Consider the following 16700-nt stretch of genomic DNA (forward strand, 5'->3'; position numbering starts at 1 on the left):
TCCTGGGGCGTTGGGTTTGTGGCGGCGTTTAGATCGCGTCGGTATCGGTTTCGCCGGTACGGATGCGGATCGCCTGTTCCAGATTGACCACGAAGATCTTGCCGTCACCGATCTTGCCGGTGTTGGCAGCCTTGGTTATCGCCTCGATAACCCGATCCAGATCCTTGTCGTCGATGGCAACGTCGATTTTCACCTTGGGCAGAAAATCGACCACATACTCCGCGCCGCGATACAGCTCGGTGTGACCCTTCTGCCGACCGAAGCCTTTGACTTCAGTAACGGTAATGCCCTGCACGCCGATTTCGGACAGCGACTCGCGCACGTCGTCCAACTTGAACGGCTTGATGATGGCAGTGACTAGCTTCATGAAACTCTCTCCCGAATTGGTGGACTTGCCCCAGGAAAACAAACCCGACTCAAGTCTAAGCGCAGTGCCTGGCTTTGTAACGCTTCGTTGTCGACGCCAGCTAACCGCTCCAGACGAAACTCCCCGCTCCGTCTGCCGCACTGCATTCGTCACAGCGACTGCATCAGTGCATGGGTCGAAGGTGACTAAGCAGAAAGCTTGCCATCTCGCCAAAAACCACTGATTTCAATCCCTTGGCCGCTGCCGCAGATGCCATCACCCAAATGGCACTCCGGATACGCACAACAACGGTGCGCGGCCGTGCATCCAGTTGCGCGAAAAGCGTGCATCCGTGCCTGCGCCAATGACTATAGACACTGCGTGATACACTGCCGGCCATTGTTTCCAGGACATATCCCATGCTCGCGCCCAAAGACTTCCTCGACGCCCTGAGCGGCACCGCCTCCCGCCTGTTCAGCGGCGACACGCCCTTGCCAAAAGCCGAAATCGAAAGCCAGTTCAAGATGCTGCTGCAAAGCGCCTTCAGCAAACTGGACCTGGTGAGCCGCGAAGAGTTTGACAGTCAGATGGTGGTGCTGGCGCGCACTCGCGCCCGGCTCGAGAGCCTTGAGGCGAAGGTGGCGGAGATGGAAGCGAAGCTGACGCCGCCGGCTGAGTGAATTGAGAAGCTAAAACCGCTCCTGCCGAGGCAGGAACGGTTTCCGTCGGTTCAATTCTTACAGCGAATTATTCCAACGGTCTCGCAGAATCTCGTACAGGCGAAAAGCCCATAGCACGATCCTGACGAGGCGCCACATATGTTTAAGAAACTTAGACATATTTTGGCCCTCCTTGCGTGGGGCCAAACCTCCGATGCTCTTTCCGGCGTACGAACACCTTCGGGACTACACGTGAGTGTGCCCACCAAGGCGGCCGGGTGTGGATCCCCCAAAAAAGCACCGGCACGGTTCTCACACCGTGTTGGGGGACATGAAATCTTTACGCTCCCGGCCACACTCTGTGAACACTCCATGAGTGGGCATCGTCGCAACGGATGGTATTGCAGCCCCTACAAAATTCATTTAAACAAGTTGTATCAAGGCGTTAAGCGTGTATTCCCGGCATATCAGACACGTCATCTCTCAGCCCTGCCTTGCTGGGAGCCAAGTGATCCTGACGCTTGCATCCAGGAGCAAACCTGCATAACCTCAGCAAACGTGAGTGTGTCCACTAAGGATGCGCAGGCCTTGGCCTCACCGAAGCCTGCAACTAAAAAACCGTCTCCTCAAGGCGGTTTTTTTTCGCCTCGATATATCTGCAACAATCGGTTTTCTGAGGAGTAGTCACAGCAACTGTTCAGCTCCCCGCCGTACGACCTTGGATTCAGATCAAGCGCAATGCGCCAGCCGCTCCAGTTGATCACGGACCGAAGCTCCTCTCTAAACTTCAGCTTTTCGCAAATCGTAAGTCGACTGAAGATTCATCCAGAACTCAGGTGTGGTGTTGAGGTGGATGGCCAGCCTGATTGCCAGATCGGCGCAGATCCTGAGTTGGCATTTCACAAGCTTCTCGATCTCGGTTTCAGGCCAGTTTGTGGGCATGCCCAAGTCCATGACCGTCATGCCCAACGGCTCCATGAATTCCTTATTCAGCACCTCGCCCGGATGAATCGGGCGCATACCATTGCGGTCCATTTTTCGCCTCCAGAGGCTGCATTGAGCGGCCAAACTGGAGCATCCGACTTTGCGATACAAGACCGTCGAGTCGCTTTCGCTGGCGTCCTACAACTATTAGGGCACGCCCCTACAAAAATCAGCGTCTGCGCCTATTTATGTTGTCCTTACGCCTGCCATTACATTAGCGACACCCATCAGGAAGGAGGTCTCTGTGAAGGATAAAAAGAGAAAGAAAAAGCTACTTCAGGTTGTTGAACTACACCTCGAAGCACTCCGACTGGCTGGAAATTTGTCAGCCATTCAACGGAGGTTTATTGAAGTTGCCGTTACGTGCGGACCTGAGCTTGAGCCAAGTGGTCTGTTAGCGGGCAGAAGATGAACGCATAGGCCCGCACAACCGCTTTCTGATACGTCTTGTAAACCTCTACTCAAACGCAAGAACCCCGCTCAACTACCCTTAAAAAACCCGCAGGAAGCGGCCCCTCGATTCAACTCAAGGAACGACCATGTCCCTCGCCATCGTCCACAGCCGCGCCCAGATAGGCGTGGATGCTCCCGCCGTCACCGTCGAAGTTCACCTGGCCAACGGTTTGCCCTCGCTGACCATGGTCGGCTTGCCCGAAGCGGCGGTGAAGGAGAGCAAGGACCGCGTGCGCAGTGCGATCATCAATTCCGGGCTGCAGTTTCCGGCGCGGCGGATCACGTTGAATCTGGCGCCGGCGGATCTGCCCAAGGATGGCGGGCGGTTCGATCTGGCGATTGCGCTGGGGATTCTGTCGGCGAGTGTGCAGGTGCCGACGTTGACGCTGGATGACGTGGAGTGCCTTGGCGAACTGGCGTTGTCCGGCGCCGTGCGGGCGGTGCGCGGGGTGTTGCCGGCGGCACTGGCAGCGCGCAAGGCCGGGCGGACGCTGGTGGTGCCGCGGGCGAATGCCGAGGAGGCTTGTCTGGCTTCAGGACTCAGGGTGATCGCGGTGGATCATCTGCTGGAGGCCGTGGCGCATTTCAATGGGCATACACCGGTCGAGCCTTATGTCTCGGACGGGCTGATCCATGCCGCGAAACCCTATCCCGACCTGAATGAAGTCCAAGGCCAACTGGCGGCCAAACGGGCGCTGCTGATTGCCGCCGCCGGTGCCCACAACCTACTGTTCAGCGGGCCACCGGGAACGGGCAAGACGTTGCTGGCCAGTCGATTACCGGGGTTGCTGCCGCCGCTGGCCGAGAGTGAAGCGCTGGAAGTGGCGGCGATTCAATCCGTCGCCAGCGGCGCGCCGTTGACCCATTGGCCGCAGCGCCCGTTTCGCCAGCCGCATCACTCGGCCTCTGGCCCGGCACTGGTCGGTGGCAGCTCAAAACCTCAACCCGGCGAAATCACCCTCGCCCACCACGGTGTGCTGTTTCTCGATGAGCTGCCCGAGTTTGATCGCAAGGTGCTCGAGGTGCTGCGCGAACCGCTGGAATCCGGCTGCATCGTGATCGCCCGTGCCAAGGAACGGGTGCGATTTCCCGCAAGATTCCAGTTGGTGGCGGCGATGAATCCCTGTCCCTGTGGATATCTTGGCGAACCGAGCGGCAAGTGCTCATGCACGCCGGACATGGTGCAGCGCTATCGCAACAAACTGTCGGGGCCGTTGCTGGACCGGATCGATTTGCACCTGACGGTGGCGCGGGAGGCGACAGCGCTGAACCCTGCGGTAAAACCGGGAGAGGACAGCGCCAGCGCGGCCACATTGGTCGCAGAGGCCCGCGAGCGTCAGCAAAAACGCCAGGGCTGCGCCAATGCGTTTCTCGATTTGCCGGGGCTGAAGAAGCACTGCAAGTTATCCACAGCCGATGAAACCTGGCTGGAGACGGCGTGCGAAAGACTGACCTTGTCGCTGCGCTCGGCGCATCGGCTGCTCAAGGTCGCGCGGACGTTGGCGGATCTGGAGAAGCGCGCGGATATCAGTCGCGAACATCTGGCCGAAGCTTTGCAGTATCGGCCGGCGACTCAGTAAGTGCCGAGGTCGTGGCGGGCCCAAACGCAAGCAGGCTCGCTCTCACAGGTCCAACAAAAACCCTGTGGGAGCGAGCCTGCTCGCGATCGCTATTTCAGAGGCGCCTCAACGGAAGCGGTCGACCTCTTGGCGCAGGTCGGCTGCCAGACCTTCCAGCTCCTTGGCGGTGATTGCCAGGTTCGACACCACTTCGCGCTGCTCGCTGTTGGCCATCGCGATGCTCTGCAGATTGCTGCTCAACAGCGTCGCGGTGCTGCTCTGTTCCTGGGTCGCGGTGGTGATCGCCGCAAACTGTTGCCCTGCCGAACGGCTCTGCTCATCGATCCGCGCCAGCGCCGAAGCGACGTTGGCGTTGCGCGACAGGCCTTCCTGCATCAGCACGTTGCCCTGCTCCATGGTGCTGATGGCGTTACCGGTTTCCTGCTGAATGCTGTGGATCATGCCGGAAATTTCATCCGTCGCCTGACGGGTACGCGACGCCAGATTGCGCACTTCGTCAGCCACCACGGCAAACCCGCGACCTTGTTCACCGGCACGGGCGGCTTCGATGGCGGCGTTGAGCGCCAGCAGGTTGGTCTGTTCGGCAATCGAGGTGATCACGCTGACGATGCCGCCGATTTCCTGGGAGCGCTGACCGAGCGTGTTGATCACGGTGGCCGTGGTGTTCAGTGCGCCGGCAATCTGCTCCAGCGAGGAAGACGCTTCTTCCATCGACGTGCGACCGATCTGAGTCTGCTGGGCATTTTCCTGGGCCAGACGCTGGGTGTTGCCCATGTTGTCGGCAATGTTCAGCGACGTGGCGGAGAACTCTTCAACGGCGCCGGCCATGCTGGTGATTTCGCCAGACTGTTGCTCCATGCCTTCATAGGCGCCGCCAGACAGACCGGACAGGGCTTGAGCACGGCGGTTGACCTCTTCCGAGGCGCGGCGGATGTGCTCGACCATGGTCGACAGGGCCTGGCTCATCTGGTTGAACGCGCGAGCCAACTGGCCAATTTCGTCGTTGCTCGACACGCTCAGACGTACGCTCAGATCACCGGCACCCAAGGCTTCTGCCTGACGGACCAGATCACCCAGCGGCGCCAGCTTGCTGCGCAGCAACCAGACCACGGAACCGACCGCCAGCAGCATCGCCAGCAGACTGCCGATGGCCAGCTGAGTGCCGACGCTCCATGTAACTGCGCGGATCTCGACTTTCGGCATGCTCGCCACCACCGACCACGGGCCGCCTTCGAACGGCACGGCGATGCTGTAGAAGTCTTCGGACTTGTCGCTCCAGAACTGTCCTTTTCCCGGCGCTTTCGCCAGACCGTTGATTACAGGAATCGCTTGATCCAGCGCCTGCACACCGGCTGGTGCCACCAGCCACTGGTTCTTCTCGTCCAACAGCGCCAGCGAGCCCGTCTGGCCGATACGGAAGCGCTTGAGATTGGCGAACTGGGCGTTCTGCGCGTCGGTGTAATCGAAGCCGACGAACAACACCGCGATCACCTTGCCGCTGCTGTCACGCACCGGGGTGTATTGGGTCATGTAGGAGCGATCGAACAGCAGAGCACGACCGACGTAACCCTGCCCCGCCATCAACTTCGCATAGGCCGGGTGGGCGTGATCGAGCACGGTGCCAATGGCGCGGGTGCCGTCTTGTTTGGTCAGCGAGGTACTGACGCGAATGAAGTCTTCGCCGCTGCGCACGAACAGCGTGGCGACACCGGCCGTCATCTGCTTGAACTCGTCGACTTCCTTGAAGTTGTTGTTCAACACTTCGCTGCCCAGGTGCAGGCCCGGGGTCTGGGTGCCCGCGACATTGACCGGCTCGCTCGGGTGAATGCTCAGACCCGCGCTAAAGCGCTTCTCGAACAGCCCGCTCAGGCGCTGGGTGCTTTCACGCAGCGTGCCGTGAAAAGTGCTCAGCTGATCGGCGAGCAGGCGTGCCTCGCTGGCCAGGTGTTCTTCACGGGTGGCGAGGTTGGCAGTGTCCAGCGAACGCAGGGCGAACACCGTACTGCCGCTGATGACTATCGCCAGTATCACGGCGAGCGCGAGGCCCAGCTGCGAGGCGATCCGAGCGCGAGGTTGAGACATGGACAGCTCCTGGCCGAGCCACGGGATCCTCCTTGATCCCGACTCGGAAATTTTCTAATAGTGGGGGTGAATAGTGGAGACCGGCACGACGGTTCCACATGCACGTATTCGGCGGTAAAACCGAATACTTGAGCGAACAGCAGGGTTATGGCGAAAGGCCGGCATTGTGCAGGCTCGAACGTTTCAGCTCAAGCGCGTGACCGCCGGCAGCGACATGGCGCGGACTTCGCCTTGCAGGAAGTCGCTGAGGCGGCGCAAACGTTCACCTCCCGGACGGGTCTTTGGCCACACCAGGTAATAATTCAGTCCGCTGGCGACCGCCGTCGGCCAGGGCAGACTCAAGCGACCTTGCGCGACATCCTCGGCCACCATCAGCAGATCGCCCATGGACACCCCATAGCCCCGAGCCGCCGCAATCATCCCGAGCTCCAGGGTATCGAACACCTGCCCGCCCTTGAGCGACACCTGATCCGACAGCCCCATGTGTTCCAGCCAGCTGCGCCAGTCCCGGCGATCCGGCGTCGGGTGCAGCAGCTCGGCGCTGGCCAGCCGCGCCACGTCCCACGGCTGATCGTTGAGCAGATTCGGCGCGCCAACCGGAATCAGCTCCTCCGGAAACAGCAGGCTGGCTTCCCAGTCCGGCGGGAAATGCCCGTCACTCAACAACACCGCGCAATCGAAGGGTTCGTTGTTGAAGTCCACCGAATCCACGTCCATCCACGCGCTGGTCAGTTGCACTTCGTTGCCTGGCTGCAAATGGCGGAAACGACTGAGCCGCGCCAGCAACCAGCGCATGGTCAGGGTCGACGGGGCTTTCATGCGCAGGATGTCATCTTCGGCGCGCAAGGTATTGCAGGCCCGCTCAAGCGCGGCAAAGCCGTCACGGATGCCCGGCAGCAGCAGGCGTGCCGACTCGGTCAGTTGCAGATTGCGCCCGCTGCGGTGGAACAAGCGGCAGGCGAAATGCTCTTCGAGCGTGCGGATGTGCCGGCTCACCGCACTCTGAGTGATCGACAACTCTTCGGCTGCCCGGGTGAACGAACTGTGGCGGGCCGCCGCTTCGAATGCGCGCAGGGCATACAAGGGTGGAAGACGACGGGACATGCACAACGCTCCAATGGCGGGATTGCGCCAACTTAGCAGAATCGCGACAGGATGAGTTTTAATCATGCCACCCATCCTTTTTATCCCTTTGTGCAACCCGCGCCAAACCCTGAGAATCGACGGTCTCTTGCTCCCTCTTTTATAAGGATGTGAAAACATGCAGCGTCCTGTGCGTACCGAACTCTGGGCCATCCTGCGGCTGGCGGGGCCGTTGATCGCCTCGCAGTTGGCGCACATGTTGATGGTGCTGACCGACACCCTGATGATGGCGCGCCTCAGTCCCGAAGCGCTGGCCGGTGGCGGTCTGGGCGCGGCGAGCTATTCGTTCGTGTCGATTTTCTGCATCGGCGTGATCGCGGCGGTCGGCACTCTGGTGGCGATTCGTCAGGGCGCCGGCGACATCATCGGCGCCGCCCGCCTGACTCAGGCCGGGCTTTGGCTGGCGTGGCTGATGGCGCTCGGTGCCGGGCTGCTGTTGTGGAACTTGAAACCGGTGTTGCTGCTGTTCGGCCAGACCGAGACCAACGTCAACGCCGCCGGGCAGTTCCTGATCGCCCTGCCCTTCGCCCTGCCCGGCTACCTGAGCTTCATGGCCCTGCGCGGTTTCACCAGCGCCATCGGCCGGGCAACGCCGGTGATGGTCATCAGCCTCGCCGGCACGGTGGCCAACTTCCTGCTCAATTACGCGCTGATCACCGGCATGTTCGGCCTGCCGAAACTCGGGCTGACCGGTATCGGCCTGGTCACGGCGATTGTCGCCAACTGCATGGCGCTGGCACTGGCCTGGCACATTCGCCGGCATCCCGCCTACGACGCGTACCCGTTGCGCGAAGGCCTGTCGCGGCCGAACCGGCAGTACCTGAAAGAACTCTGGCGCCTGGGTCTGCCGATCGGCGGAACCTACGCGGTGGAAGTCGGGTTGTTCGCCTTCGCGGCGCTGTGCATGGGCACCATGGGCAGCACGCAACTGGCGGCGCACCAGATCGCCCTGCAAATCGTCTCGGTGGCGTTCATGGTTCCGGCGGGTATGTCGTATGCGATCACCATGCGCGTCGGCCAGCATTATGGCGCCGGACAATTGAGCGATGCGCGGATGTCCGGGCGGGTCGGCATCGTCTTCGGTGCAGTGGTGATGCTGGGGTTTGCGATGGTGTTCTGGCTGCTGCCGAATCAGTTGGTCGGCTTGTTTCTCGACCATAACGACCCGGCGTTTGCCGAGGTGATTCGTTTGGCGGTGAGCCTGCTCGCCGTGGCAGCGTGGTTCGAGCTGTTCGACGGCACGCAGACGATTGCCATGGGCTGCATCCGTGGACTCAAGGATGCCAAGACCACGTTTCTGGTCGGTCTCGGTTGCTACTGGCTGATCGGTGCGCCGGCGGCGTGGCTGATGGCGTTCCATCTGCACTGGGGGCCGACCGGCGTCTGGTGGGGTCTGGCGCTGGGGCTGGCCTGTGCGGCGGTGAGCCTGACGCTGGCATTCGAATGGAAGATGAAGCGGATGATTCGCCTCGAGCCGCAAGCTCAAGGCTTCAAGATCGCTCAGCCCGAGTGAGTTTCACTGTGGGAGATTCTATGTTGCAGGGGAACCCTGCAATCTTAGATTCGGTTGGTATTCGCTCTGATTTTTCATGAGGGCGAATGCCACCCGGCAAAGCTTACGGGCGAGGATGACCAAAGCCTGGGTTCTGGCTAGACCTCTTGCCAGATAGGATTCATAGAACGGTTTCCAAACAGGGGACCGACAAGCTGCCATAGCTGCATTGTGTGCAAGACGCCGTAATTCCCCGTCACCTTTTTTGCTCAAGTGGCGAGGACTGTGTTTCTTGCCTGAGTCCTTTGCCTTCAAATCCATTCCCAGAAAGGCGATGAACGCATCGGCGCTGGCGAACTCACCTCGCATATACGTAGTTGCCAAGCCCGTTGCCGTGAGTTCACCAATCCCTTCAATCGCTTTGCAGCGTCTGATGTTTTCGCTAATGCCGGCCTCTTGGCTGACTTTGCGAAGTAATTCCTGAATGGCCTGATCAAGCTGTTTGAAATGCTCCAACCCATGGGCCAAAAGATCTTCAAGGAGAGGTTCGTTTGACCAGCTCAGCATGATACTGACTCGGGCCTTCATCAGCTGCGCACGCTTGTTAAGCAGACTTTTCAACACCGTGTAGTGCCGTGGTGGTGGGCTCCAGACCCGCAGCCGGTGCTGTTCACTGGTTAGATAACGCGCCAGAAGACGTGCATCACAAGGGTCGGTTTTTGCACGCTGACCGATGCTTTCGCGGTAATGGCTCACCCGGTAAGGGTCCACGACGTAAACCCGATGCCCCATACCATGGGCCAGTTCGGCCGTGTCCAGGTGGTAGAGATTAGTGGCTTCCAGGGCGATCGAGCTTTGTGCGGGCAAGGTCTTCAGCCAACGACCTACAGACGTGCGGTCATTGTTGATGACCTGGGTAATTTCCAGATCTTCGCGATAAACAACGATTTCGGCCTTGGCCACATCGACACCAATCACCGTTGGCGAGGTAAGGATTGTCATGACGAATCCTCGGAGATAGGGTTTAAGAGCTTGTCGGGGTCTACCGTAGCGCTGGCTTGCCTCTATCGTCGGTTTTACCGATGAATTCCTTATCGGCGCTTTAGGTAGAAAGGGCGGGACGAGAAGTCTCCCACGGTCCGTACTGGCTAGAGTCGGAATCGAGCTTTTAGTCCCGCCCACCCCTTCAAGTCTAAACATACAAGCGAGCTTGCTCGCGATAAGGGTGTGTCAGTGACTAATCGTTCGACTGATACTCCGCCATCGCGAGCAAGCTCGCTCCCACAGGGTCTTGAGGCTAAACCACGATTCCCAGCGGTGGCTGACTGGCATCAGCCACCAGATAATCAATCAGTTCCGCCAACGGCAACGGCTTGCTGATCAGGTAACCCTGCACCTGATCGCAACCGAACCCGCGAAGCAGATCCAGCTGCTCGCGGGTTTCCACCCCTTCGGCCACCACTTCCAGATGCAGGTTGTGCGCGAGGTTGATCATCGCGTGCACCAGTTTGCGGTTCTCTTCGCGCTGCTCCATGCCGCCGACGAAACTCTTGTCGATCTTCAGCAAGGTGATCGGCAGGCTGTTGAGGTGCACGAACGACGAGAACCCGGTGCCGAAGTCATCCAGCGAGAAACGCACGCCGAGGCGACCGAGAGCGTCCATGGTCTGCTTGACCAGATCGCTGCGGCGCATCACGGCGGTTTCGGTGAGTTCGAATTCCAGCCATTGCGCCTCGACACCGCGCTCGGCGATCAAGCGGCTGAGCGTCGGCAGCAACTGGCTGTCCTGAAACTGGCGGAACGACAGGTTGATCGCCATATGCAGCGCCGGCAATCCGCGTTCGCGCAACGCCTGCATATCGCGCAAGGCCCGGGAAATCACCCAGTAACCCAGCGGCACGATCAAGCCGCTCTGCTCGGCCAGCGGCACGAATTCGCTCGGTGGCAACAGGCCGCGTTCGCTGTGGCGCCAGCGCACCAAGGCTTCGAGGCCGACGATCTGGCCGTCCTGCAAGTTCAGGCGCGGCTGGTAGTGCAGCTCCAGCTCGTCACGACGCAAGGCCCGGCGCAGCTCGCTTTCGAGGTCGGCCATGCTTCGCGCGTTGCGGTTGATTCGTTCGTTGAAGATGTGAAAGGTGCAGCCCTGAGTACTCTTGGCCTGCTGCATGGCGATGTGCGCGTGCCACATAAGCGGATCGGCGCCGCCCTGGGCACGGGCATGGGCGATGCCGAGGCTGGAGCCTATCAGCAGGCTTTCGCCATCGACCCAGTAGGGTTCGGCCAAAGCCTCGGTGATGCGTTCGGCCATCCATTCGGCCCGTTGCGGGGCGCGGCGGGTATCGATCAGCAAGGCGAATTCATCGCTGCCGAGGCGCGCCAGTTGATCGCCGACTTCCAGCTGACTTTTCAGGCGTGCGACGACTTGCAGGATCAGGCGGTCGCCGGCCTGGTGGCCGAGGGCGTCGTTGGCGTGGCGGAAGTTGTCGAGATCAAGATGCCCGAGGGCCAGGCCGCGGCCGTCGTTTTCGGCGAGGCGCGCCGTGAGCAGGGTCTGGAAGCCCTGACGGTTGGCGATGCCGGTCAGCGGATCCTGTTCGGCCAGGCGTTGCAGGGTGTTTTCCAGCACGCCACGTTCGCGCACATGCCGCAGGCAACGCCGGAGCATGCCGGCATCGAGGGCATCGAATACCAGCCAGTCGCTGACGCCGTCGGGCGCGGTCCCCGGTTCGTGTTCCAGAAGCAATACCGTCGGCAGGCTGCAACGGCCGGGCGCCGGCTGCAACGCGGGAACGGTCAACAACACCGCGTGGCGGTTGTCTTCGAACAGGCTGCTGACCGACTCCCAGTTCGGCGCGCTGATCAGCACCGCCGCACTCCCCAACGGAGCCAGACACTCGCGCAATAACGCTGTCCACGCTGGCTCTTCGGCCAGTAGCAGCAAACGCAAGGGTTCGACAGGCGTAGTCAAGCTGACTCCCTAGACTCTGCAATGATGTGGGCGGCGGGCATTATGCCGTTGCGGCTACCAATGACCAAACGACAACGGTTATCAAAACGTTATTTTGTGTCACGAATGAGAACATTAGCCGCAAAATCACCGCGCATCCTGCGTGAAAGTAACAAAACCGGCAAATTTGAATCGCGTGCTGCGTCACAAGTCGGAGAGAGCAGCACAAATCGCTGAGCCTGTTAAAATGCCGGCCCATTTCGTCAACGACTCCCGAATTTTCGTATGTCCCGACTCAATCCCCGGCAGCAAGAAGCCGTGAACTACGTCGGCGGCCCTCTATTGGTGCTCGCCGGTGCTGGCTCCGGCAAGACCAGCGTGATCACGCGCAAGATTGCGCACCTGATCCAGAACTGCGGCATTCGTGCCCAGTACATCGTCGCCATGACCTTCACTAACAAGGCCGCGCGCGAGATGAAGGAACGGGTCGGCACGCTGCTGCGTGCCGGCGAAGGTCGCGGCCTGACGGTCTGCACCTTCCACAACCTGGGCCTGAACATCATCCGCAAGGAACATGAACGGCTGGGCTACAAACCCGGTTTCTCGATCTTCGACGAAACCGACGTCAAGTCGCTGATGACCGACATCATGCAGAAGGAATATGCAGGCGACGACGGCGTCGACGAGATCAAGAACATGATCGGCGCCTGGAAAAACGACCTGATCCTGCCGGCCCAGGCCCTGGAAAACGCCCGCAACCCCAAGGAACAGACCGCCGCCATCGTCTACACCCACTACCAGCGCACGCTCAAGGCGTTCAACGCGGTGGACTTCGACGACTTGATCCTGCTGCCGGTGAAACTCTTCGAAGAGCACGCCGACATCCTCGAAAAGTGGCAGAACAAGGTGCGTTACCTGCTGGTCGACGAATACCAGGACACCAACGCCAGCCAGTATTTGCTGGTGAAAATGCTCATCGGCAAGCGTAACCAGTTCACCGTGGTGGGCGACGACGACCAGTCGATCTACGCCTGGCGCGGCGCGCGGCCGGAAAACCTGATGCTGCTCAAGGACGACTACCCGTCCCTGAAAGTGGTGATGCTGGAGCAGAACTACCGCTCCACCAGCCGCATCCTGCGCTGCGCCAACGTGCTGATCTCGAACAACCCGCACGAATTCGAGAAGCAGCTGTGGAGTGAAATGGGCCACGGCGACGAGATCCGCGTGATCCGCTGCCGCAACGAGGACGCCGAAGCCGAGCGCGTGGCCATGGAAATCCTCAGCCTGCACTTGCGCACCGACCGCCCGTACAGCGATTTCGCGATCCTCTATCGCGGCAACTACCAGGCCAAGCTGATCGAGCTGAAACTGCAGCACCATCAGGTGCCGTACCGTTTGAGCGGCGGCAACAGCTTCTTCGGCCGTCAGGAAGTGAAAGACCTGATGGCCTACTTCCGCCTGATCGTGAACCCGGACGACGACAACGCCTTCCTGCGGGTGATCAACGTGCCGCGCCGGGAAATCGGCTCGACGACCCTGGAAAAACTCGGCAACTACGCCACCGAACGCAAGATCTCGATGTACGCCGCCACCGACGAGCTCGGCCTGGGCGAGCATCTGGACAGCCGCTTCACCGACCGCCTGTCGCGCTTCAAGCGCTTCATGGACAAGGTGCGCGAGCAGTGCGCCGGCGAAGACCCGATCTCCGCCCTGCGCAGCATGGTCATGGACATCGACTACGAGAACTGGCTGCGCACCAACAGTTCCAGCGACAAGGCTGCGGACTATCGGATGAGCAACGTCTGGTTCCTGATCGAAGCCTTGAAGAACACCCTGGAAAAAGACGAAGACGGCGAAATGACCGTCGAGGACGCCATCGGCAAACTCGTTCTGCGTGACATGCTCGAACGTCAGCAGGAAGAGGAAGACGGTGCCGAAGGCGTGCAGATGATGACCCTGCATGCGTCCAAGGGCCTGGAATTCCCCTACGTGTTCATCATGGGCATGGAAGAGGAAATCCTCCCGCACCGTTCCAGTATCGAAGCCGACACCATCGAAGAAGAACGCCGCCTGGCCTACGTGGGCATCACCCGCGCGCGCCAGACCCTCGCGTTTACCTTCGCCGCCAAGCGCAAACAGTACGGCGAGATCATCGACTGCGCGCCAAGCCGCTTCCTCGATGAACTGCCGCCGGACGACCTGGCCTGGGAAGGCAACGACGACACACCGACCGAAGTCAAAGCCGTGCGGGGCAACAGCGCATTGGCTGATATACGCGCGATGTTAAAGCGCTAGAATTGACCACTTTTTTTTAAAACCTTAGGGCGCACAAGGCGCCAACAGAGGACAGCTTCATGGAAGCCCTGCACCAGAAAATCCGCGAACTAGGCATTGTGCTTTCCGACCAGGTCCTGAAGGTCGACGCCTTCCTGAACCACCAGATCGACCCGGCCCTGATGAAGCTGATCGGCGACGAATTCGCCACGCTGTTCAAGGATTCGGGCATCACCAAGATCGTCACCATCGAAGCCTCGGGCATCGCCCCGGCGATCATGACCGGTCTGAACCTCGGTGTGCCGGTGATCTTCGCCCGCAAGCAACAGTCCCTGACCCTGACTGAAAACCTGCTGTCGGCGACCGTCTACTCGTTCACCAAGAAGACCGAAAGCACCGTGGCCATCTCCCCGCGTCACCTGACCAGCAGCGACCGCGTGCTGATCATCGACGACTTCCTGGCCAACGGTAAGGCATCCCAGGCGCTGATCTCGATCATCAAACAGGCCGGCGCCACCGTCGCGGGACTGGGCATCGTGATCGAGAAGTCGTTCCAGGGCGGCCGTGCGGAACTGGATTCGCAGGGTTACCGCGTCGAGTCGCTGGCTCGCGTGAAGTCGCTGAAGGATGGCGTGGTTACTTTCATCGAGTAAGCAACACCGCATTACCTCTGTGGGAGCCAGCCTGCTGGCGATGGCGTCGTGTCAGTCAACATCTTCAGGACTGGCGGATAGCAATCGCCAGCAGGCTGGCTCCCACAGTTGTTTTGAGTGCTGGAGTTATTGCGCGGTGGCCTTCAGGCCAGTGAGGAGCAACCGCTGAAACAGGTCTTCCTTCAGACCTTCCGGATCGGTGAGCTGCATGCGTGCCAGATGCTCCGGATACAGCGAAGCCTCAGGCGCATCCAGTGCTGCCTTGCCCAGTTCCAGAATCTCGGTCAGCTTGAATTTGCTCTTGAGCCAGTTCAGCGCCCGCAACAGATCCTTCTCGACCTCAGTGAAATCACAGCCCAGCGGATACTCCGGAAACAGGTTCGGATGACGCGCAGCAATCGCCTGCAAGCGTTGCGGGGTGTTGTCGGTAAAGCGCGGATCGAGACGGAAATCCTTCGGCAGCTTGCCGACCTTCTGCGCCTGCTCGATCAGGCCCTGCTGGAAGCGTGAGTCGCTGATGTTCAACAGCGCCTCGATTACCACCGCATCCGACTTACCGCGCAGATCGGCGATGCCGTACTCGGTGACCACGATGTCGCGCAGGTGCCGTGGAATGGTGCAGTGGCCGTACTCCCAAACGATGTTCGAACTGACATCACCGCCGGATTCGCGCCAGCTGCGCAGCAGCAGAATCGAGCGCGCATCGTGCAGCGCATGGCCCTGGGCAACGAAGTTGTACTGCCCGCCGACGCCGCTGAGCACACGTCCGTCCTCCAGTTGATCCGCCACACCCGCGCCCAGCAGAGTCATGGTGAACACGGTGTTGATGAACCGCGCATCCAGACGCTGCAGGCGCTTGAGCTCCTCCTGACCGTACAGCTCGTTAATGTAGCTGATGCGGGTCATGTTGAATTCAAGGCGTTTGCTCAGCGGCAACTCACGCAAGCGCTCATAGAAACTGCGCGGCCCGAGGAAGAAGCCGCCGTGGATCGACAGGCCGTCGGTTTGCGCCGCCTCGTCGAGGGTGCCGGCGTTGGCCTGCTCCTGAGTCTGCACATCCGGGTAGACCTTGCGCCGGATGATCCCGGCTTCGGCCAGCACCAGCAGGCCGTTGACGAACATTTCGCTGCAACCGTACAGGCCTTTGGCGAAAGGCTCGATGCCGCCCTCGCGTTCGATCAACTGCGCCCACTGGCTGAGGTTCACATCGGCCAGCAAATCCAGGTATCCGGCGTTGTCGGCCTGACGCGCCAGCAACGCAGCGGTCAGCGCATCGCCCATCGAACCGATGCCGATCTGCAAGGTGCCGCCATCGCGTACCAACGTACTGGCGTGTAATCCGATGAAGTGATCCTGAAAGCCGACAGGCATGTTTGGCGTGGAAAACAGCGTGCTGCTGTCTTTCTCGTCGATCAGCAGGTCGAAGGTATCGATATCGACTTCGGCATCGCCCGGCATGTACGGCAACTCGGTGTGCACCTGGCCGACCAGCAGAATGGTTTCCCCCGCTGCCCGGCGTTTGGCGATCATCGGGAACAGGTCGAGGGTGATGTCCGGATTGCAACTGAGGCTCAGACGATCCGGGTGTTCGCTGCTGCTGGCGAGCAACTGCGCCACCAGGTTCAGGCCGGCGGCGTTGATGTCGCGGGCGGCGTGGCTGTAGTTGCTGCTGACGTAATCCTGCTGGGCCGGCGCGCTGTTAAGCAGGCTGCCGGGCTGCATGAAGAATTGCTCGATGCGGATGTTGGACGGCAGGCTGTCGCGGTGCAGGTCGGCGAGAAATTCCAGTTCCGGGTAATCACCGAACACCCGCTCGACGAAGGGTTCGATGAAGCGCTTCTGCAAACCGTCGCCCAGGGCCGGACGGCCGAGGCACAGGGCGGTGTAGATCGTCAGCTGCCGGTCGGGCAACCCGGCGACCCGCCGGTACAGCGCGTTGACGAAGGGATTGGGTTTGCCCAGCCCCAGCGGCAGGCCCATGTGGATGTGCGCCGGCAACCGCGCCAGCACGTCGTCCACTGCCTGTTCGATCGAACACAACTGCACCATCTGAAGCCTCCTGCCCGTTCCGTGAATAGAGGTACGAC

Annotated in this window: 12 protein-coding genes; 5 read left to right on the forward strand and 7 right to left on the reverse strand. The window is 60.5% G+C overall.

All coding sequences use genetic code 11. From position 1 onward, the window contains the following. Positions 1 to 28: 28 nt before the first annotated feature. Positions 29 to 367 carry a P-II family nitrogen regulator gene (gene glnK / locus LOY31_RS28295; RefSeq protein WP_002555808.1) on the reverse strand — a complete coding sequence of 113 codons (339 nt, stop codon included), beginning with the start codon at positions 365 to 367 and terminating at the stop codon, positions 29 to 31. 398 nt (positions 368 to 765) lie between these two features. Between glnK and LOY31_RS28300 the strand changes: the two genes are divergently transcribed. Continuing rightward, positions 766 to 1026, forward strand: a complete 261-nt coding sequence (locus tag LOY31_RS28300) for an accessory factor UbiK family protein (protein WP_007920416.1) — start codon at positions 766 to 768, stop codon at positions 1024 to 1026. A gap of 759 nt (positions 1027 to 1785) precedes the next feature. Here the strand turns inward: LOY31_RS28300 and LOY31_RS28305 are convergent. Continuing rightward, positions 1786 to 2040 (reverse strand): HigA family addiction module antitoxin, encoded by a 255-nt coding sequence (locus LOY31_RS28305; RefSeq protein WP_085606077.1) that lies wholly within the window; start codon positions 2038 to 2040, stop codon positions 1786 to 1788. A gap of 488 nt (positions 2041 to 2528) precedes the next feature. On the opposite strand from LOY31_RS28305, the gene LOY31_RS28310 reads away from it, so the two are divergent. Continuing rightward, positions 2529 to 4022 carry a YifB family Mg chelatase-like AAA ATPase gene (locus tag LOY31_RS28310; RefSeq protein WP_085612066.1) on the forward strand — a complete coding sequence of 498 codons (1494 nt, stop codon included), beginning with the start codon at positions 2529 to 2531 and terminating at the stop codon, positions 4020 to 4022. A gap of 105 nt (positions 4023 to 4127) precedes the next feature. Here LOY31_RS28310 and LOY31_RS28315 read toward each other — a convergent pair whose 3' ends face one another. Together LOY31_RS28315 and LOY31_RS28320 are read right to left on the reverse strand one after the other, a co-directional pair. Then, positions 4128 to 6104: a methyl-accepting chemotaxis protein gene (locus LOY31_RS28315; protein WP_258712607.1), complete on the reverse strand. Its 1977-nt coding sequence runs from the start codon at positions 6102 to 6104 to the stop codon at positions 4128 to 4130. Between the two features lie 183 nt (positions 6105 to 6287). After that, positions 6288 to 7208 (reverse strand): LysR substrate-binding domain-containing protein, encoded by a 921-nt coding sequence (locus LOY31_RS28320; protein WP_127800610.1) that lies wholly within the window; start codon positions 7206 to 7208, stop codon positions 6288 to 6290. A 157-nt stretch (positions 7209 to 7365) separates the two neighbouring features. Between LOY31_RS28320 and LOY31_RS28325 the strand changes: the two genes are divergently transcribed. Next, positions 7366 to 8760 carry a NorM family multidrug efflux MATE transporter gene (locus LOY31_RS28325; protein ID WP_258712608.1) on the forward strand — a complete coding sequence of 465 codons (1395 nt, stop codon included), beginning with the start codon at positions 7366 to 7368 and terminating at the stop codon, positions 8758 to 8760. Between the two features lie 18 nt (positions 8761 to 8778). On the opposite strand, the gene LOY31_RS28330 is transcribed toward LOY31_RS28325, so the two are convergent. Then, complete coding sequence (locus LOY31_RS28330; RefSeq protein ID WP_064378582.1) at positions 8779 to 9741, reverse strand: IS110 family transposase; 963 nt, start codon at positions 9739 to 9741, stop codon at positions 8779 to 8781. 295 nt (positions 9742 to 10036) lie between these two features. Next, entirely contained in the window at positions 10037 to 11707 is a 1671-nt protein-coding gene (locus tag LOY31_RS28335; protein WP_258712609.1) for a bifunctional diguanylate cyclase/phosphodiesterase, read from the reverse strand. A 264-nt stretch (positions 11708 to 11971) separates the two neighbouring features. Here LOY31_RS28335 and rep point away from each other — a divergent pair, with 264 nt between their 5' ends. Then, positions 11972 to 13981 (forward strand): DNA helicase Rep, encoded by a 2010-nt coding sequence (gene rep, locus LOY31_RS28340; protein WP_007954499.1) that lies wholly within the window; start codon positions 11972 to 11974, stop codon positions 13979 to 13981. Positions 13982 to 14040: 59 nt separating this feature from the next. After that, positions 14041 to 14613 carry a xanthine phosphoribosyltransferase gene (locus tag LOY31_RS28345; protein WP_007954497.1) on the forward strand — a complete coding sequence of 191 codons (573 nt, stop codon included), beginning with the start codon at positions 14041 to 14043 and terminating at the stop codon, positions 14611 to 14613. Positions 14614 to 14739: 126 nt separating this feature from the next. Here the strand turns inward: LOY31_RS28345 and LOY31_RS28350 are convergent, their stop codons facing one another. Further along, the gene (locus LOY31_RS28350; RefSeq protein WP_007954495.1) at positions 14740 to 16662 is read right to left on the reverse strand and encodes an acetyl-CoA hydrolase/transferase C-terminal domain-containing protein; all 1923 of its coding nucleotides are present in this window, start codon (positions 16660 to 16662) and stop codon (positions 14740 to 14742) included. Positions 16663 to 16700 lie beyond the last annotated feature (38 nt).

This window comes from Pseudomonas sp. B21-021, from assembly GCF_024749205.1.
Lineage (GTDB): Bacteria > Pseudomonadota > Gammaproteobacteria > Pseudomonadales > Pseudomonadaceae > Aquipseudomonas > Aquipseudomonas paraglycinae.